The sequence below is a fragment of the Spirosoma endbachense genome, from assembly GCF_010233585.1.
Lineage (GTDB): Bacteria > Bacteroidota > Bacteroidia > Cytophagales > Spirosomataceae > Spirosoma > Spirosoma endbachense.
In genome coordinates this window covers 4,612,788-4,633,008 of record NZ_CP045997.1, presented here as the reverse complement: position 1 = coordinate 4,633,008, position 20,221 = coordinate 4,612,788, and the positions used below count along the sequence as shown (strand labels likewise).

15 protein-coding genes are annotated in these 20,221 nt (G+C 48.4%); 13 read left to right on the top strand and 2 right to left on the bottom strand.

Going from position 1 to position 20,221, the window contains the following annotated elements; translation table 11 throughout:
* Positions 1-20 precede the first annotated feature (20 nt).
* The 3 genes from GJR95_RS18680 (at position 21) to GJR95_RS18670 (ending at position 4,431) form a co-directional block, all read left to right on the top strand.
* Entirely contained in the window at positions 21-1,484 is a 1,464-nt protein-coding gene (locus GJR95_RS18680) for a RagB/SusD family nutrient uptake outer membrane protein (protein WP_162387303.1), read from the top strand.
* A gap of 139 nt (positions 1,485-1,623) precedes the next feature.
* Positions 1,624-2,685, top strand: coding sequence for a glycoside hydrolase family 2 TIM barrel-domain containing protein (locus tag GJR95_RS18675; protein ID WP_162387302.1), 1,062 nt, complete (start codon positions 1,624-1,626; stop codon positions 2,683-2,685).
* A gap of 27 nt (positions 2,686-2,712) precedes the next feature.
* The gene (locus GJR95_RS18670) at positions 2,713-4,431 is read left to right on the top strand and encodes an arylsulfatase (protein ID WP_162387301.1); all 1,719 of its coding nucleotides are present in this window, start codon (positions 2,713-2,715) and stop codon (positions 4,429-4,431) included.
* Between the two features lie 144 nt (positions 4,432-4,575).
* Here the strand turns inward: GJR95_RS18670 and GJR95_RS18665 are convergent, their stop codons facing one another.
* Entirely contained in the window at positions 4,576-5,424 is an 849-nt protein-coding gene (locus GJR95_RS18665) for a porin family protein (protein ID WP_162387300.1), read from the bottom strand.
* 250 nt (positions 5,425-5,674) lie between these two features.
* Here GJR95_RS18665 and GJR95_RS18660 point away from each other — a divergent pair, with 250 nt between their 5' ends.
* Both GJR95_RS18660 and GJR95_RS18655 read left to right on the top strand, forming a co-directional pair.
* Positions 5,675-6,790: a mannonate dehydratase gene (locus tag GJR95_RS18660; protein ID WP_162387299.1), complete on the top strand. Its 1,116-nt coding sequence runs from the start codon at positions 5,675-5,677 to the stop codon at positions 6,788-6,790.
* Positions 6,791-7,442: 652 nt separating this feature from the next.
* Positions 7,443-7,949: a GNAT family N-acetyltransferase gene (locus tag GJR95_RS18655; protein WP_198424860.1), complete on the top strand. Its 507-nt coding sequence runs from the start codon at positions 7,443-7,445 to the stop codon at positions 7,947-7,949.
* Positions 7,950-8,161: 212 nt separating this feature from the next.
* Here GJR95_RS18655 and GJR95_RS42180 read toward each other — a convergent pair whose 3' ends face one another.
* Positions 8,162-8,749, bottom strand: a complete 588-nt coding sequence (locus GJR95_RS42180) for a hypothetical protein (RefSeq protein WP_232541239.1) — start codon at positions 8,747-8,749, stop codon at positions 8,162-8,164.
* A 527-nt stretch (positions 8,750-9,276) separates the two neighbouring features.
* Between GJR95_RS42180 and GJR95_RS18645 the strand changes: the two genes are divergently transcribed.
* The 8 genes from GJR95_RS18645 to GJR95_RS18610 all read left to right on the top strand — a co-directional run bounded on the left by GJR95_RS18645 (position 9,277) and on the right by GJR95_RS18610 (position 20,091).
* Positions 9,277-9,870, top strand: coding sequence for an RNA polymerase sigma factor (locus tag GJR95_RS18645; protein WP_162387298.1), 594 nt, complete (start codon positions 9,277-9,279; stop codon positions 9,868-9,870).
* Positions 9,871-10,047: 177 nt separating this feature from the next.
* Entirely contained in the window at positions 10,048-11,136 is a 1,089-nt protein-coding gene (locus tag GJR95_RS18640; RefSeq protein WP_162387297.1) for a FecR family protein, read from the top strand.
* Between the two features lie 216 nt (positions 11,137-11,352).
* Positions 11,353-14,724, top strand: coding sequence for a SusC/RagA family TonB-linked outer membrane protein (locus GJR95_RS18635; RefSeq protein WP_162387296.1), 3,372 nt, complete (start codon positions 11,353-11,355; stop codon positions 14,722-14,724).
* Between the two features lie 42 nt (positions 14,725-14,766).
* On the top strand, positions 14,767-16,206 hold the full coding sequence (locus GJR95_RS18630) for a RagB/SusD family nutrient uptake outer membrane protein (protein WP_162387295.1): 1,440 nt from the start codon (positions 14,767-14,769) through the stop codon (positions 16,204-16,206).
* A gap of 84 nt (positions 16,207-16,290) precedes the next feature.
* The gene (locus GJR95_RS18625) at positions 16,291-17,886 is read left to right on the top strand and encodes an FAD-dependent oxidoreductase (RefSeq protein ID WP_232541238.1); all 1,596 of its coding nucleotides are present in this window, start codon (positions 16,291-16,293) and stop codon (positions 17,884-17,886) included.
* Positions 17,887-18,172: 286 nt separating this feature from the next.
* Entirely contained in the window at positions 18,173-18,685 is a 513-nt protein-coding gene (locus GJR95_RS18620; RefSeq protein WP_162387294.1) for an RNA polymerase sigma factor, read from the top strand.
* Complete coding sequence (locus GJR95_RS18615) at positions 18,675-19,256, top strand: hypothetical protein (RefSeq protein ID WP_162387293.1); 582 nt, start codon at positions 18,675-18,677, stop codon at positions 19,254-19,256. Before GJR95_RS18620 ends, GJR95_RS18615 begins: the two co-directional genes overlap by 11 nt.
* 355 nt (positions 19,257-19,611) lie before the next feature.
* The gene (locus GJR95_RS18610; RefSeq protein ID WP_232541237.1) at positions 19,612-20,091 is read left to right on the top strand and encodes an organic hydroperoxide resistance protein; all 480 of its coding nucleotides are present in this window, start codon (positions 19,612-19,614) and stop codon (positions 20,089-20,091) included.
* Positions 20,092-20,221 lie beyond the last annotated feature (130 nt).

The following is a 20,221-nucleotide window of genomic DNA, read 5'->3' as shown; positions in this document are numbered from 1 at the left end:
AGAATGAAACTGGATCTCCCATGAAAAAGATAGTCCTCTATATAGCCCTGACCTGCTCCCTGTTTGTGCTTTCTTCCTGCGAAGAAGCACTTGAGGTAACCCCCAAGTCTGAATTTTCGCCGAGCAACGTGCTAACGTCCGAACCAGGTATCAAATCGCTGTTATTCTCGGCTTACGCACAGCAGCAAACGCAATCAAACTCCCGCTACGTCATTAATGATTCGGAAGTATGTACTGATATGGGGTTTAATACGGGGGGCGCCGAGAACGGGCAGCTTATTACACTCGTCAATTTTACCTGGGACCCCTCGATCGGAACCTTCAACGATGATATGTGGACCCCAAATTATCGGACGATTCGTGATGCCAATGGTGTTATCGATAATATCGCGAACGTAAATACCACCGATGCCATTAAAAAACTGTACAAGGCCGAAGCGCGGGTTTTGCGGGCACAGGCCTATGCGCTCCTGTACAGTTTTTTTGGAACGGTTCCCCTCAGAACGCCCGCTAATCAAACCGGTGATCTGGCACGATCGACCGACGATGAGCTCAAAGCCTTTATCGAGACCGACATTACCCAATCCATTGCTGATTTACCCGATCCGGGAAAAGAAGAAGCATATGGGCGATTAAACAAGGGAAATGCGAACGGGATCCTGGCCAAGTTTTATCTGAATACAAAACAGTGGCAAAAAGCGGCCGATGCCGCGAAGGCTGTCATCGACCTGAATTATTACTCCCTGAATCCTAGTTTTGTGAATCTGTTTCGGGTAGAAAATGAAGGCAGTAGCAACCGCGAAATGATGTTAGCCTTGCAATGCCGCCCTGAAGACCCGTTCGGGAACTGGTATCAGGCGGGTGCTTTGCCTCCTGCCTATAAAAGCAGTCCGCAATTCCCTGCTTACGTGTACAAGTCTACCATGTCTAACTTTGCGACTCAGTATCGACTACGTACGGCCTTCACCAGTACGTTTGCTGCAACGGATAAACGGCTGCAACTGATCTGCACCAGTTACGTGAACAACAGTGATCAGACGGTCGATTTGTCGACGGGCGATAATGCCCGCAGTTTTAAATACTGGGACAACAGTACAGTGGGGAATAACAGCGGAACCGATGTACCTGTTATTCGGTATGCCGATATGTTGCTGACACGGGCTGAAGCCATAAACGAGCTGAATGGCCCGACAACGGAGTGTTTTTCATTGATCAATCAGGTTCGAACCCGAGCGGGTATTGCTATTCTGACAGCCGCCGATGCACCGACCAAGGAGGCATTTCGCACGGCAATTTTCAGGGAAAGAGGCTGGGAGTTCGTATCGGAAGGTAAGCGCCGGGAAGATCTGATTCGCCAGGGAACGTTTATTTCACTGGCACTGGCCAGAGGAATAACCAACGCCAAACCAGAACGGGTATTATTCCCAATTCCACAGTCGGAGATTGATGCCAACAAGCTTTGTGTTCAAAATCCTGGCTATTAGATTAGCCCGTAACCAAGGGTGCCTAGTGCTCGGCCAAGTTAACCGATGCGCCGGGCCGCCGATGCGCCGGGCCGGGCCGCCGATGCGGTTTTAAAAACCTTATAGGTTTGTAATCAATTGAGATTCCGAATTATTTTTTATGAAAAAACTACTGATCGTACCAATTTTCCTGTTGCTTTCCGCGGCCGGGTTACATGCTCAAAACAAAATTTGGTCAACCGAAAAAGCCAATGAATGGTACCGGAAACAAGGGTGGGTGAGGGGCTGTAATTTCCAGCCAAGTACCGCCATTAACCAGTTGGAAATGTTTCAGGCCGCAACGTTCGATTCCCAGACCATCGATCGTGAACTGGGTTGGGCCGAAGGGCTGGGGCTAAATGCGATGCGGGTCTACCTGCACCATGTAGCCTGGACTTCGGACAAAGCCGGGTTTAAAAGTCGGCTCGGTCAATATCTTCAAATTGCCCAAAAACACGGTATCAAAACAATTCTGGTCTTTTTTGACGACTGCTGGAACGATGAATACCATCCCGGCAAACAACCAGAACCTAAAACGGGAATACACAACAGTGGCTGGGTGCGCGACCCCGGAACCATGATTCTGAATCATCCGGATAGCCTTTCGGTACTGGAAAGTTATGTGAAGGACGTGATGAATACCTTTAAAAATGACGACCGGATCCTGCTCTGGGATCTGTATAACGAACCGGGTAACAATCAGTATTTTGGCAAAAGTTTACCACTTCTTAAGGCGGTATATAGCTGGGCTCGTTCGGTTGACACTTCACAACCGATTAGCGCAGGGGTTTGGAACTGGGGTGAAAAGTTTACCGAGTTAAACAAGTTTCAACTGGAAAACTCGGACGTGATTACCTACCACAATTACCGGTATATTGACAATCATCAGAACCTGATCAAAGACCTGCGAAAATACAATCGTCCGTTGATCTGTACGGAATACATGGCTCGCAAAAACGGCAGCCTGTTCCAGACCATTATGCCCATGCTGAAAAAGGAAAACATCGGCGCGATCAACTGGGGGTTTGTCGCCGGGAAAACCAATACGATCTACGCCTGGGGAACGCCCATGCCTGATGGCAAGGAACCTGAATTGTGGTTTCATGATATTTTCAGAAAAGACGGAACGCCCTTCAGTGAAGATGAGGTCAGTAACATAAAAGCGTTAACCGGTAAAAAGTAAGCCTTGGTACAATCGAAATTTGTCTCTATGAAAAAAGGGCTATTTATCCTGTTATTCCCATCGATGGCCATTGTTGCCATCCTGATTTCTGGCGCATTCAACAAAAAACGCCCGGAGATACAGTTATCCAGGGCAACATCCCGGCCCAACATTATTGTGATACTGGCTGATGACCTGGGTTTTTCGGACATAGGTTGCTATGGAAGCGAAATTCATACGCCGAACATTGATTATCTGGCCAATAATGGGATTCGTTATACGCAGTTTTATAACACTTCCCGTTGCTGTCCTACGCGGGCATCATTGCTGACCGGACTCTATAATCAGCAGGCCGGCATTGGCAAGATGACCGATGCCGAAGATGAACCCGGTTATCGAGGGCACTTGACCGAAAACACCGTTACAGTGGCTGAAGTACTTAAATCAGCAGGCTATCAGACGGCCATGACCGGTAAGTGGCATGTATCCAATACCAACGTGCAGAAATCCCCGCAGGAGCAGTTGGACTGGCTGAATCACCAGAAGGATTACGGCGATTTTGCCCCCATCGAGCAATATCCGACCAGCCGTGGATTCGACAAGTATTTCGGAAATATCTGGGGCGTCGTCGATTTTTTCGATCCGTTTAGCCTGGTGAGCGGTACCAAGCCCATTAAGCAGGTGCCGAAGAATTACTATCATACCGATGCGATCAGTGATACGACAGTGGCATACATCAGGTCCTTTGCAAAGTCATCGGCTCCGTTTTTTTTGTATGTTGCCGAAACCGCTCCGCACTGGCCACTGATGGCTCCGCCCGAGGATATTGCCAGATACAAGGATACCTACAAATCGGGATGGGATGCCATCCGGAAAGCCCGTTATCAGAAAATGAGTAAACTAGGGTTGATTGATCCAGCTCAAACCAAGCTTTCTGAACGTTGGGAGGATGAACTAACCTGGGAAAATAACCCGGATAAAGAATGGGATGCTCGTGCAATGGCCGTTCATGCGGCCATGATCGACCGGATGGATCAGGGAATTGGGCGAATGATCAAAGCCCTTCGCGAAACGGGTCAGCTGGATAATACGCTGATACTTTTCTTATCGGACAATGGAGCGAGTCCTGAAAACTGCACCGCCTACGGTCCCGGTTTCGACCGTCCCAGTAAAACCAGAGATGGCCGCCCGATTGTCTATGACCTGAAAAAGAAGGTATTGCCCGGTTCCGAAACCTCCTACGCATCGATTGGCCAGCGTTGGGCAAATGTAGCCAACACGCCCTACCGTTACTGGAAGGCTGAGTCGTATGAAGGTGGCGTTCATACGCCATTGGTTGCCTTTTGGCCAAAAGGCATTACAGCCAAAAAAGGCAGCTACAGCGCACAAGTGGGCCATGTGATGGACTTTATGCCTACGTTCGTCGAACTGACCGGTTCCAGATACCCGTCGACCTTTAACGGTTATCCGATCACACCAACAACCGGAGTTAGTCTGGCCCCCTCTTTTCGGGGGAAGGCGTCTGCTGGCCACGAAATGCTATTTAACGAGCATTTTGGCGCCCGCTATGCCCGGTTGGGTGACTGGAAGATCGTTTCGGCAAGCCGTGACTCTAGCTGGCACCTGTTCAATCTGGCCACCGACAAAACCGAAACTCAGGATGTGACGGCCCGATATCCCGACAAAGTACGCCAACTGGAAGGCTTGTGGCAGCAGTGGGCCAATACGCATCAGGTATTTCCTAAACCGGGAAAAAAAGCCAGATAGTGGGACCCCTGTGGAAAGCTCGTTAGCCCGACAAAATTCCTGAACCAGTGAATTGCCTGTCATGGGGTAGGCTATTCGCTGGTTCAGGAATTTTTTGTGATTTGATCAGACACCAAAATGCATTCGAGCGACTAATTCAGGAGTTTAGCGGCCGCCAATGGGGATCAGGTAGCCCACTGATACCATAGCATTCTGGGGCGTTAATTTCGTCTCATCACTGCTATTCGAGAATAGATACGAGTATCTGCCTTCAAGCAAAAACTTACCCGGTCCGGCCTTCAGCGATACTCCGGCTCCCCCCGACGCGCCATAGGAAAACCGCCCTTCGTTGGTCATATCCATGGTCTGCGAATCAGATTGACCGCCTTCCCGAACCGAAATCGTTCCACTCAGCGTATAGGTAGCAACGGGTCCGGCATTTACAAAAAATTGAGCGTTGGACGTACCAAATGTAGCTTTCAGCAGAACGGGCACTTCCACCAGATTGTATTTGATCTGTAGGTAGTCGGCGTTAAACGCCATGCGAACGCCGTATTGTGTATACAGAATTTCGGGTTGAACCGAGAACGTTGGACCACCAATATTGAATACCACCCCACCATGAAAGCCAGTTACCCGTTCTAACTTAACCCCTGACCCTAACTCGGAAACGTCGACACCGCCTATTGTAGACGAGTTGCCGCCGAGCCGGAAGCCAATCTGGAAATGACTTTCCTTAGAGGGTATCGTCGATTGAGGTGCCGGACGGCTGGCTGCCAACGTCTGTGGTTTAGTCGGCGTTGGAGCTGTCGTAGCCTGTTCCTGATAGACCGGAGCGGGTTTCGTTGCCGCAACGGGCTTATTCTGGGGCGTTGTGGTTGTTTTGGCTGAATTTGACTGAGTCGCTGGCGTACGAACAGCGGGGCTAATAGGCTTACGTACAGCGGGTTTTTGTTGAGCCGACAAACTTAGCGATACTAAGATAAATGCAAAAAGCGAGAGAAGGTTCTTCATGTTAAATTGTTTTTGGTTGTTTACGGCCTCAAAGTTGAGTCTTTGCCTGGCTGTATCCAGCACCTGAATAGCTGAACTGGCATTTCATCGGGTTGAACCGAAAAAAAGGCTGTTCGAAAGCTGTATTCACCGCAGGCATGAATACTGTCATGCTTAGCCCGAGCACCGATTTATTTATGACCCGAATCGGGTGGGACAAATAAGTCGATATATTGACGTTCAAATTCAGCAAGACTTGTCGAATAAAACAGTGAAAAACACGCGTCGTCGTTTCATCAAGCAGAGCGCATCGTTAGCCGCCCTGTCAGTAACCGGGCAGCCTGCCGAAGTGCCCGCGCCGTTGGATATCGCCCGTGATTCCTATAGTAAAGACGGGGGAATTCAGTTCTGTCTGGCTCACTTCTATGGAATGGATAAGCGCCGGATAGAGCTGTCGAAACAGCTTCAGGTGATGAATGCCGTAGGGGGTATCAATGCACGGGCGCTGGGCATAACGGATGTCAATCCCTGGGATTACAAAGCCATTATGGCCGTTAAAGAGGCCTGGGCTAAAGAAGGATTGACCTTTCGGGTAGTCGAAGGCCCGCCCGCCCTCAACGAAAAAACAAAACTGGGTCTGGATGGTCGTGATCAGGAAATCGAAAACTTTATCAGTTTCATCGGGAATCTGGCCAAAGCCGGAATCGACACGATCTGTTATAACTGGATGCCGGTTATCAGTTGGGCCCGAACCAGCATGGATCGACCCAGCCGAGGTGGGGCACTGGTTAGTGCATTCGATATCGACAGCATAAAAGACAATACGCTGACTTCTTATGGCGAATTTACGAAAGAGACCATGTGGAAGAATCTGACCTATTTTCTGAAAGCCGTAGTACCGGCAGCCGAAAAGCATGGCGTTAAGCTGGCGCTGCACCCCGACGATCCTCCAGTGGATGCAATTCGGGGCATACCCCGGATTATGACGTCGGCGGATGCCTTCAAACGAATGATCGAGATTGTGCCAAGTCCCAGCAATGGCATTACACTGTGCCAGGGTACGTTTGCGACAATGGGTGAAGATATTCCGTCCGTGATTAAGTACTTTGGCAAGCGAAATAAAATTCATTTTGTCCATTTTCGCGACGTTCGCGGGGATCGGAATCATTTCGAGGAAACCTTCCACGATGATGGCAAAACCGATATGTACGAAGCCATGAAGACCTATTATGAGATCGGATTTCGTGGACCGATGCGCCCCGATCATGTGCCAACTATGGCCGGAGATAGCAATGAACATCCGGGCTACAGTAACATCGGTGCTTTATTCGCCATCGGTTATATGCGGGGCTTAATTGAAGCCATCGTTAAAGGCCGTCGTTCATGACAGTTCCGGTCTAAAATTCCGAACTCATAACACGTCAGCCCCATTTCGTATGCCAGCCCAAAGGCTGATGTGTACGTGATGGGGCTTTAACCTGTTGCTGCATTCAGGTTTACCCTGAGCCAGCTAGTCAGAAGAATCGATTGCAAATCCGCCCCTGATTTAATCAAAACATGTCGGTTTTATTCTATTCCGGCGCTTTCGGTACGCGTAGCTTCGCAGTCAATTGACTGCCTGACTTTCAACGATGTAGTTGCTGGTTTAAAGTAAAGTAGACTCCTGTTTAAGTGGAACTTGGGAAACAGAAGTGGCGTAAACTGGTAAACTTTTGGCGTATCTGGGTAATCGTGTTGAGAAAGAGCGCAACTACTTTTGCCGGAGCGTGAATAAGCTTCCAAAAAAAAACCTGATATGTCGCAAGATGACTACAAAATTGCCGGATTCACCCCCTGCGGTCTTAGGCAAAAGGGCGTAAGTTTGGGCACTAATCGGCCTGATATTCGCTCCTTAATCGTCAACTGCCCGTTTTGACCCTGACTCAGGCACAGAAATAAGCGGGAAATTTGTCAATGAATAGGGATCAAGCGGTTTCTGAACCGCTGTGGAAGCTAATGCAGGTTGTTTTAGAGCAAGTGAAAAAGGAAAATTAATTGCTATGACAGCAAGTAGGCCAGAGGAGATGCAACGCCATTATTCGAATTACCTGATTCGGGAGCGTCATGCCGACGAACCCGTTCCGTATAACCTGTTGCTCCTGGCGGACCCCAGTCCTGAGCAAATTGATACCTATTTACCCGATAGCCGAATCTATTTGCTGGAGGTGGAGGGTAGGATAGTAGGCATTGGCGTATGGCAGATATACGAATCAGGCGCTGGGGAAGTACTTAATCTGGCCGTTGCCGCTGACCACCAGAACAAGGGATTCGGAAAAGCAATGCTACAGGCAATAATCGTTGCAGCCCGGCAGAGTAGTGTTCAGCGGTTACTGATTGCAACGGGAAATTCAAGCATCGGGCAGATTGCGCTTTACCAGCAACAGGGATTCGACCTGATCGATATTGACCGGGATTATTTTGTACGTCTATATCCCGAACCCATTTGGGAGAACGGTATTCAGTGCAGGCATCAATTGATTTTTCAGAAGCGATTAAGCCACACCTGACAAAGTTGCCCCAACAACTGAAACAAAAATCAATGACTACAGTCTTTTCGCCAAACCCCGTGCCACGGTTATTTTTGAGCATCATGGTTAACCGTGGCACGGGGTTTGGCGAAAAGACTGGACTATTTTCCTGAGAATCAACTGATGCCCGAACTCGTCAAGCTAATTCTAAAACGTCACCCGTATGAAAGGGGCAAAGGGATTGAATTACGTTAGGAATCAATCCCAAATAGACCCACAATTACCCCCAACGCGCCTACCAGACTCACAATAAGGCCAATAAAAGCAACCGTACCGCTGCCTAATATCAATAAAAGCAAGCCTGCAACCAACAGAACAATTCCACCAATCAGCTTACCGCCATTCACAAGTGCCTTGTCGGGATGAGCCGCAGCCAGTTGTTTGCCGATTCGCCGGTTCATTTTCTTTTGTATCAGTTTTTGAAGCCCATTTTTCAGGCTGGGAGCATGGGTGGTCTTCAAGTCAGGCTTGCCTGAAGTAGAAGCCAGCAATGTCTTAATCCGGGCCATGCGTCTATTCAAATTTTTGTTTGCGGCCAGTTTGTTGTCGTTACGGACGTAGGTGTCAAGCTGTGTAATCACTGAAGTTGCCTGCACGAGTGACTCTTTTTGTGCCGAAACAGATTCGGCAGGCGTCTCTACCGATACTGTGATGGGAGGGGCAGCGGCATAGATTTTATTGGGGCTCTTCTGAAAATAAGCAACCGGACGGCTACAGGAGCCAATTAGTACAGTTCCGATAAGGGCAACCCCAATGTACTTCGTGAAGGTAGAAATCATTGATTACGTTAAGTTTAAGCGAAAAAGTTGTTTTAGGACTTTACTCCGGAATCTTATTTTCTACTAAAAAGTAGGGTGATGTGATCGGAAATAAAGCATGTATTTAGTAAACCAGCCTAATGAGCAAAGCCCATGTAAACAGGGCTCAGTGCGCCAAATGTAGGGTGGTGAGTCGTACAGCTAATTAATAATCGCTTAAATTCCATGCAGCAGTTGCATTAAAATGCCCCAACAGTGTCGGGTGATGGTAGCTGTAAGAATGGATTTTACGCTCAGTTACATCCCGGAAGCTTTGTGTCGCCCAGACTATACCCATCTAACCGGGGATCTACTGGTTTTATCGTGTCCTGAACATTGTCAGCGCTTTTTAGGAACGATTTATCCTGAGAATTAAATAATCTGAAAAAAATAATCGAAAAATAGGATTAAAAGCGAATAAACTTGGCATTAGTAAATATAGGGCCCTTGGTGGGTCGATAGCTCCAGCCATTGCCCTGATTGACCCATAACTAACTTATAAAAATACGGTGCCGATCCAGCCTTCTCCCAGCGACCTATGGTATGCCTTTCGTCAGGGGGATAGTGCGGCCTTTCAACAGATTTACCGACTTTACGCCCATGATCTGCTGAATTACGGCCATAAGGTTACGAACGATGTACCCCTGATCGAGGATAGTATCCATGATCTGTTCATTGAACTCTGGCAAAGCCGGGCTAATCTGAGTGATACTGATTCGATCAAATTCTATCTTTTTCGGTCGTTACGGAATAAAATCAATAAAGTTCGTAACCGGGATTTATTTTTTCAGGCTTCTGATATTGACTCGGCCCCCGTTCCCGCTGATGACTTTGTGATTGAAAACAACCTCATCGAACGCGAGGAAATCGAACAACTTTTCCGACAGCTCCGCAAAAGTTACGCCTTGCTGACACCTCGTCAGCAGGAAGCACTGAACCTGCGGTTCTACCAGCATTTCAGCAACGAAGAGATTGCCCAGATCATGGGCGTCAATTACCAATCGGCCTGTCGTTTTATTTACTCAGCACTGAAAACACTCCGCGAAGTCGTCCGAATTTTTTCGTTATCGCTGCTGTGGTTCGAATTAGCACGATTAGTTTAAAGCCAATAGAACGCTGATTTTTAAGGTGAATATGATGAGGTATGATTCCTTTTGTTTTTTGTGAAATCATACACCTAAAATTTTAATTATGATGATTCTATGTGGTTTATTGTTTAAAAAATCATATAAATCATAAGAATATTAAAAATAAGCTGACTATTGAAAAGCGATACAACCATGAATTATTATCAATTTAATGCGGAAGATCTGGCGGCCGACGACTACTTTAAGGAGTGGATCAACGCGCCCACGCCCGAGACAGAAGCATTCTGGAAAGAATTTCTGCGGGAATATCCCGAGCGATATTACCAGATAGAGGAAGCCAGGCGGCTAGTCACGGGTTTGCAGCATATTCAGCAGACGCCGGTTTTGAGCGAAACAGTGGATACCATCTGGAACCGGATTGAAAACACGCTGGAAGAGTCACGCACGATCCCGATGACGCGTTGGCTGAACTGGCAGCGCGGCTGGAAAATAGCAGCCTCGATAGGTCTGATTCTGAGCATTGGTTTTCTGGCCCGACAGTTGACACAAAAAGAAACGGACGCTATACCGGGAGTAGCCCGGACAGCCGACGAATGGGTTGAAACCGTAAATGAAGCGAATCAGATCATGCAGGTTCAACTGGCCGATGGAAGCCAGGTTGATCTGAATAAAGGCGGTCGATTGCGGTACAGAACTGAGCTGGCAGGTGCCCAGCGAGAGGTATATCTGACCGGAGAAGCTTTTTTCGATGTCAAAAAGAATCCTAAGAAGCCATTTGTCGTTTATGCCAATGGCTTGGTTACCAAAGTTTTGGGGACGAGTTTTCGGATTAAAGCGCTGGTCGATGCGCCGACGGTGACGGTAACCGTGCGAACGGGCCGGGTTTCGGTTTACCCAAATCAGCCGGGGCGGGTCCATGATCCTGAATCGAAAGGCATGGTTCTGACCCCCAATCAGGAGGCTGTTTTTCAACGCGATGCGGCTACGCTCAATAAAACATTAGTCGAAAGCCCTCGTCTACTTATTCCCCAAAAAGATGTGCAGGCGTTTGCGTTTGACGACGCATCAGCAGCCCAGGTATTTAATGCCATTGAGCGGGCCTACGGGGTCGATGTCATTTTTGACGAAGAAGTTATGCGGTATTGCACGCTAACGTTAAGTCTTACGGATGAAGATCTCTTTCAAAAATTAGATGTCATCTGTAAGGTACTGGATGCGGATTACAAGCTCATCGATGCCCAGGTGGTCATTTATAGCAAAGGCTGCCAGAAACCGAATTGATCACCTATACAAATAACCAGTCATAAGCGCCAGATAGCATTCCTGAAAAAGAGCATCCGTAGTGCTCGTAACACCACGGATGTCGAAAATCCCCTTCACGCGTTTGGTTCGCAGGCATCTCATGAAAAGATGCAGGGGGCGTTTTTGTCCTAAAACTTTCAAAAACAGGTAAAACTAATGAAAAAACCAGTACCCGTCCAAACCCTCTTTCACCTCATGAAACTCTCGCTGTTACAAGCGCTTTTAGTGGTGATTTTTGCGGGGGCTTCACTGGCTAACGATGCCACCGCCCAGGAATTACTCAATAAGCGAGTGACTTTCCGGCTCGAAAATCAGGGGCTCCGCAAAGTGCTTAAAGAAATTGAAAGCCAAACGAATATACGGTTTGCGTTTCGCCCGCGCGAAATTCCTTTTGACCTCAAAATCACGGTCGTAGCCACCAATGAATCGTTGGGCGACGTACTGGATAAAGTTGTCAAACCGCTTCGGTTACGGTACGAAGTCGTGGGTCGACAGATCGTGTTAAGTCCGGTGGCGGTGCCCGATGAAACTCAACCTTCCTTTCAGGCTGAGGTTATCGTTCCCGCTGATCAGACCGTTTCTGGAACCATCTCCGACGAAATGAGGCAGGCGCTACCGGGAGTAAGTATCGTGGTGAAAGGGACAAACCGGGGCACTTCCTCGGATGGAGACGGAAAGTTTCGGCTTTTGGTGCAGGATGGAAGATCGGTACTGATCTTTTCTTATGTTGGCTATGAGCCGCAGGAGGTAACCGTTGGCAACCAGACAACGATCAATATTTCTCTGAAAGCCGATAACAAATCACTCAATGAAGTGGTGGTTATTGGGTATGGCGCAGTCAAAAAACGAGATTTAACCGGTTCGGTGGCTTCTATCGGGTCAAGCGAACTGAAGGCACAGCCGGTTACCTCCTTTAATCAGGCCTTGCAGGGACGGGTATCGGGTGTGCAGGTGACGAACTCCTCGAATGCGCCGGGTGGTGGGGTCACCATCCGGATCAGGGGCGGCAACTCGATTTCGGCCTCCAACGATCCACTATATGTCATCGATGGATTTCCGGTAACTAATCCGGCAACGGCGCAGGGAGCCGGCGGTTCCGTCGGTTTTCCGAATGTACTGGCAACCATCAATCCAAGTGATATCGAGAGCATCGAAGTACTGAAAGATGCGTCGGCAACGGCTATTTACGGCTCTCGCGGTGCCAACGGTGTGGTACTGGTAACAACCCGACGGGGGAAGGAAGGTCAGTCGAGCGTTGATTTTGAAGCCTATTATGGCGTATCGAACATCATTAAAATGCTGGATTTGGCAACTGCCGAAGAACAGACAGCACTTAAAAATGAGCAGCTACGTAACCTCGGCTTTGCCGAACGCTATGGATACACGCCTGCCTACCCCAAAAAACCAGCAGAATACGGCGTCGGCACAAATTGGCAGAAGGAAATTTACCGGGCAGCTCCCATGCAGAACTACCAGCTTTCCTTTTCTGGCGGCACCGATAAACTGCGCTATTTAGTGAGTACCAACTATTTCAATCAGGATGGGATTATTATCGCCAATAACTACAAACGGTATACGGGCCGCATCAATCTGGACGCGAACGTAAATGACCGGCTAAAAATTGGGACGACGCTCACCGTCAGTCGGAGTGTTAACAATGGGGTCAATGAGAGCGGATACGGGGGAAGCCCTGTTGGATCGGCCCGAACCATTTCTCCGGCCAGCCCCGTGTATGACGCCAGCGGCAACTGGCAATTGCTGAACGTGGGACCGGGCTCGGGTATGGCCAGTATCGCCAATCCAGTGGCTTTGTTACGAACATCCACGAATATTCTGTACAGTGACCGGGTTCTGGGTAGTCTTTTCGGAGAATATAAAGTGTTGAACGGGTTAACCGCTCGTATTAGTGTAGGCGTCGACTTGCTGAATACCCGACGAAACGTCTTTTTTACCCCTCAGACACTGGTTGCCAATACCGTAAATGGATACGGCTCGAACGGAACTTCGAGCAATGTGAATCTGCTGAACGAAAACACACTCACCTATACCCGCACACTGAATGCCAGTCATGCCTTCGATGTACTGGCGGGGATCACATTCCAATCCAATCGGGAGGAACGGACCTATCAGGAAGCCCAGAATTTTGCCAACTATACGCTGGGCGCGAACAGTCTGGCTCAGGCATCGGTGCTGATTGCTCCCACCAATTCAGTACAGAAATGGGGCCTGAACTCGTATTTGGGCCGGGTCAATTACCGGTTCAAGGATCGGTATCTGTTCACGCTCACAGGTCGGGTAGATGGATCTTCCCGGTTTGGGCTTAACAATAAATATGGTTTCTTCCCTTCCGGTGCCTTTGCCTGGCGGGTATCCGATGAACCCTTTCTGAAAAATGTGCAGGCACTTAGCGATTTGAAGTTTCGCCTGAGCTATGGAATCACCGGTAATGATGGTATTGGTCTCTACAATTCCCTGTCGGCTTACGTCACATCACGCACCGTTTTTGGCGATACGGAGGTGCTGACAACGCAGGCTGGCCGAATTGGCAACCCCGATCTGCGCTGGGAAAAAACGGCCCAGTTTGATGTCGGGTTCGATTTGGGGCTGCTTAATAACCGAATTCAGCTAACGGCTGATTATTACCAGAAAACGACCTCCGATCTATTATTAGCCATCGACCTGCCTGCCACCATTGGCTTTACAACCGTCACCCGAAATATTGGCAGTCTCGAAAATAAGGGATTTGAACTGGGCATTACTTCGGTGAACATAGACGGAAAATTCAAGTGGACGACCAACGGAAATATTTCCACGAATCGGAATAAAGTGCTCCGGCTGGCCGATGCAGATCAGTACCTGGTGACCGATGGTGGTACAAGCATGCAAACGATTGTTAAAGTCGGGGAAGCGGTCGGGTCGTTCTATGGTCGGGTTTTCGATGGTGTATGGCAGTCAAATGAAGCCGTGAAAGCGGCCGGTGGCCTGGCTCAAACTGGCGACGTAGGAGGGGCACCCCGCTACAAAGATGTCAATGGCGATGGTGTATTCAATAACGCGACAGACCGGGCGGTGATTGGAAATGGCTTACCAAAATTCATCTTTGGCCTCACAAATACCTTTTCATTCAAGGGACTGGATCTGGCTATTTTTCTTCAGGGTGTACAGGGCAATCAGTTGTACAATCAGACCCGAAATATTACGGAAACGGACCCCGGCGCTACGGCACTTAAAAGCTTTATCAACGACCACTGGCAAACCGAAAAACCGTCCAACAATCGGCCTTCTGCCCGGCAGTGGAGTATTTTCAATAGCTCGTATCTGATCGAAGATGGGTCATTTTTACGACTCAAAAACATCTCGCTGGGGTATCGACTCCCATTGAAAACAAAAGCCATCCGGGCAGCACGGGTTTATGTAAGTGGGCAGAATCTCCTCACTGTCAGTAAGTATTCTGGTTATGATCCTGAAGTCAATTCGAACTTCACGAGTAATACCACCTACGGCATCGACAACTTCGCGTACCCACCGGCCCGAACCTTCACAATCGGCGGCACGATCACATTCTAACTACTTATTCCCTCTGGAAAAACTTAACCGATCTATACGGCAATGAAATCATTCAAATTCGTAGTATCCATGCTGGGCCTTCTGTTGATGGTCAGTGGATGCGAGAAAAATCTGGAAGAAGAACCCATCAGTTTTTTGAGCGAGTCGAATTCGTTTAATAACGCAGCTGATGCCGTCACCGCTATCAATGCGGTTTATGACAGGGCGAAATCCATTTACAGTATGCCAATGATCAGTCTGGGCGATTTGAGCGGGGAGGAGTTGACCCTTCGGCCCGATGGTAGTGCCTCGATCAGCGAAATCGACCAGCACAAATACACCTCGGCCAACACCCAGTTCGACGACTTCTATACGAGTTCATACGTTGCCATTGATCGCGCCAATCGAGTCATTGAAAACGTGCCGGTCATTGCGATGGATACGAAACTTCGTGATCAGGTTGTGGGGGAAGCGAAATTTCTGCGCGCGCTGTTTTATTTCAATTTAGTTCGTGCTTTCGGGGATGTACCGCTGGTGGTGAAAACCTCGACCGACGTGGTCAATGTCCGAGTTTCCCGCGACCCCACCGACAAGGTCTATCAGCAGATTACCCAGGATTTACTCGATGCCGAGAAGGTACTTCCAACCACCTACATCGTTGTGGGTGAAATCGGTCGGGCAACGGTCGGAGCGGCTAAATCCATTCTGGCGACCGTTTATCTGACCCGAAGAGACTGGACAAATGCGGCTGCTAAAGCGAAAGAAGTGATTGATTCAAAGACCTATAGTCTGGTTGCCGATTATCGGGATCTCTTTACGCCAGAAAAGGAAAACGGCCCAGAACACATATTTTCCATTCAGTACAGTTGTGTGCTTCCAAAATATGGGAGTCCGATGGCCGAAAATTTTGCCATTTATTTTAGCTATCCGATCAACCTGACCGGCGGATCTTACCAGGTCAGCAACTATTTCGCCAATTCGTTTTTAAAGGGCGACTACCGGAAAGATGTAACAGTCATTCTGGAAAAGAAACTGGCCAATGGAACGGTAGTGGCTTCCCGTACCGGCCCTCATCTGGATAAATACTGGGACCCACTGGCTTGCGGTTCCCAGCAGGCCCGTAACAATTTTCTGGTTACTCGTTACGCCGACGTGCTGTTGATCTATGCCGAAGCCCTCAATGAACAAAATGGCCCCGGTTCAGAAGCCTATTCAGCGATCAATCAGGTGCGGGCGCGAGCCAGAAAGGGAAATGCGGTATCGGACCTGCTAGACCTGAAAGGATTGACTCAGGCGCAGTTTCGGGAAGCCGTACTTCAGGAAAGAAGCTGGGAACTGGCAGGAGAAGGGCATCGTCGCTGGGATTTGCTGCGCACCGGCAAATTTCTGGAAGCCGCTCAAAAAGAAGGCTTTACCAATGCTACAGAAAAAAACCTGCTGTTTCCCATTCCCATTTTTGAAATCGACGTGAACCCGGCGCTCAGGCAAAATCCCGGTTACTAAGCCGCCCTGTTTGGGTCAATTATCACATCCTGTCAAGTTTCCATTCCAGGCAGTAGCGGGAGCGCTGCATTAATCTCAGATTTAATGATGAAATCGATTTTCTTTTTTTGCTTACTACTAGTCTGTTGCTGCTCGTTCCGGCTTAAAAAGCCTGCTCAAACAGAAACCTACGACGTAGTCGTTTATGGAGGAACCCCTGGCGGTATTATTTCGGCTGTAGCGGCCGCTCGCGAAGGGGTGCGTGTTCTGCTTATCGAGCCCACTAAACACGTGGGCGGACTCAACACCAGTGGCATCGGTACGGCCGAATCAGAACACATGATCGAGGAGACGTATTCGGGACTGCCCCTGGAGTTTTATGAACGCTTGGGTAAGCACTACGGCAAAAGCGGCCCTACGTTTTACTTCGAATCGCATGTGGCCGAAAAAACCTTTACCGATTTATTGAAGGAAGCGAACGTGACCGTCGTGTACGAAGCGTTTGTTAATTCTGTTCAAAAAAAAGGTACAGTCATTCAGTCCGTAAATTTGACGAATGGGAAAAACGTTGCCGGGAAAGTTTTCATCGATGCTACCTATGAAGGTGACCTGATGGCTCGCGCAGGTGTATCTCATACGCATGGCCGGGAAAGCCGTGGGCAATATGGGGAATCGTTGGGTGGCGTACGCTTTATCGATACGCCCATTGAGGCCGCTCCTTATGACGATTCGGGCAGGTTATTGCCGGGTTTTGTGGAACGGAATACATTGACAGAGGGGCAGGCCAGCGATCGGGTTATGAATTACAATTTTCGATTGATGATGTCCACCAAATCGGATCGGCGGCCTTTTCCCAAACCAGCTTCGTATAAACCGGAACGTTATCTTTTGTTGACCCGATTGCTTAAAAACCACCCGGAAACGACCTTAAAAGATATAATCGATCTGTATTCCTGGACGTATCCGAAGGGTAAATTTGAGACGAATAATAAGCAGAAAGCCGTTATTTCGTTGGGCCATTTTGGGGGCAATGTCGATTATCCGGAAGCCAATTATGCCCGACGGGATGCTATTTATCAGGACCATAAAGCCTGGACCCTCGGGCTGATGTATTATCTGGCCAATGACCCATCTGTTCCGGAGACTTTGCGAACGGAAACGGCGGGTTATGGCTTGAGCGCCGATGAATTTACGGATAATGAAAATTTCCCGTATTACCTCTACGTACGGGAGGCCCGCCGGATGATTGGTGCTTATGTGCAAACCCAGAAAGACATTCTACAGGAACGGACAAAGCCTGATGCCATTTGTTTGGGTTCACACTGGATCGATAGCCACCATGTTCAGCGGGTTGCCGTTTCGAAGACACAGTTTGTGAATGAAGGCCGAATCTGGGAGCCGATCACCCAGCCTTATGAACTCTCTTACCGAATTATTACGCCAAAAGCTACTGAGTGCACCAACCTGCTCGTACCTGTTTGTGCTTCGTCTTCTCATGTTGGTTTTTGTTCGTTACGGGTCGAATCGACCTGGATGCAACTGGGCAATAGTGCGGGTATTGCGGCCGCGATGGCCATAAAACAGAAAAAAGCCGTGCAGGATTTGGCCTACAATTCCTTAAAAACGGCACTGGAAAAGAAAGGGGTGATTTTGAGTATCAATCATCAGACCTGGAATGGCAACAAGGATGTGACGAAATAATCACTGATAATTAAGATCAGACAGCTAGCTGGCGAAAGGCCGTCAGGTTGGGACTTGGGTGACTCTACACCCTAAATTCCAGTCTGACGGCCTTTCTTATGTCAACTTATAGAGAACCCAGACGGATTCTCAGTATTATCCGACTTTGGCTAATCACTCCTAACGAACGAAGGCGCTGGATATAGGATGAGGTGGGAGGGTAAAACCGTAAAAATCATCGCTAATTTTTATAGACTTGTAAGAATTCACTCCCTGATGAGTACTAATAGAGTAAATACCGGGTGTCATGAGTGAACTAGAACAGAATCAAACCTTTACCCAGTGGCTTGGCCAATATAAGGCATTGCTGTTTAAAGTAGTACGGGCTTATGCCGTTACAGCCATGGACCAGGATGATCTTTTTCAGGAGATCATCATTCAGGTATGGCATTCCATTCCTTCCTTCCGTCAGCAGTCGTCAACCACCACCTGGATTTACCGTATTGCGCTAAATACGGCCATTAAATGGGCCAATAAAGAACGGAAACATACCCAAAGCACCGAAACTCTTGACCAGCTTCCGCCTATTTTACAGGGGCCTGCCATTCAGTTCGATGAACGTCTGACCTGGCTCTATGAAGAAATTTACAAACTCGATGAGATAGATCGTTCGCTTTCCCTATTGCTTCTGGATGGGTTCAGCTACAAAGAGATGGCGACAATATTGGGAATCACGGAATCAAATGTTGGCGTGAAAATCAATCGCATCAAGAAACTACTCATCTCTAAATCTAAACAACAGGATTATCATGGAATTTGACGAACTGCAAAAAATCTGGGATTCCCAGACAAAGGAACCACTCTGGGTGATCAATGAAAACGGGTTGCATAAACGCATTCTGGCAAAAAAGAACCAGGCTCATCATATCACTAATTTCAGTGAGTTACTCGCAATTTTGGTGAATCTGGGTGCCGGGAGCATTGTGCTTGGAATCAATTTCTTTAAGCGCCCTGAGAACCTGTTTATGTATGTAATGGCTGGCTGGATGCTTGTGACTGCCTTATTTGTTATTGTCAGTCGGATTCGTCGGCTTAAAAGTGAAACGACGTTTGATCGTTCGATGCTGGGCGAGCTGAATGAAGCGATCTCAATGGCTACTTACCAGGTTCGCCTGTCACGGCTGCTGCGTTGGAATATTGTTCCCATTGGCGCCCTTAGCCTGCTTAGTGTTTGGGAGGGTGGAAAATCAGGGTGGCTTTTAGTTGTCCTCATGATCTTTTTTGTCCTGGTCTATTTCGCCAGCGGCTGGGAGCATCGCATCTACACGGTCAAAAAAAGGGAGCTGGAAGTATTACTAAAAAAGTTACAGACAGAAGAGATCGTTAGTTAAAATCTTGCCCAATACGGAGGCCCCGGCATTCAGGTGTGATCGTTCCCGGAAGAATTAATGTTGTTGGTTTAGCCGGATTTTATTGATATAATCTCAAGGGTGTTCACCTCGCGCAGTGCGAAGTGAACACCCTTATTTGTTGCGGAGTATTTGGTGCAGCCAAATTGTAGTTCAAACCGAATCAAGAGTTGGGCAGGAGGAGAGGGTGTGTTATCTCACCCCATCAAATAAAAATAGTCGAACCTGGAAGTGTCTACTTCACGGTCAACTTTGTCCGGTTGCCACACTTCGTGATTGAGCTCCGTGTGCTGGAAGAATACTTTTGAGAAAACAATCAGACTTGATTCTTAAAACAATGGAAACGAACGAACTCGAAGTATTAACCATGGATTCGACAAAAATTTTCGAAGAAATCAACATAAATGAAGTTGGGAAAGTGCTCTATACCGGCAAAACCCATACGACCGGCGGTCGGGATGGCGCTTCCAGAAGCTCGGATGGACGACTGGATATTAAGCTCTCGTCGCCGGGAACGCCGGGCATTGGTACCAACCCCGAGCAACTATTCGCTGCTGGCTGGTCGGCATGTTTCGAAGGAGCGATGGGGATTGCAGCCCGCGACATGAAGATTAAACTCCCGGCAGACCTCGCCATCGATGCGGAAGTTGACCTGGCTAACACGGCTGGAGCTTATTTCCTTCAGGCTCGTCTTACTGTGAGCTTACCCGGACTGGACCGTGACGTTGCTCAGACATTGGTTAAAACGGCACACGAGACCTGTCCCTATTCGAAACTTACCCGAGGAAACATTAACGTTGTGATTAATCTGCTGTAAACCGACTAATCATACATAGATAGCCTGCCGTGATAACACGGCAGGCTATTTTTTAGCCGGAGCTGGCAGATAGCGAACGCAACGGTTGTGCTCAATCACAGAATTCTACATAAATCGTTCTTGCTTTAAC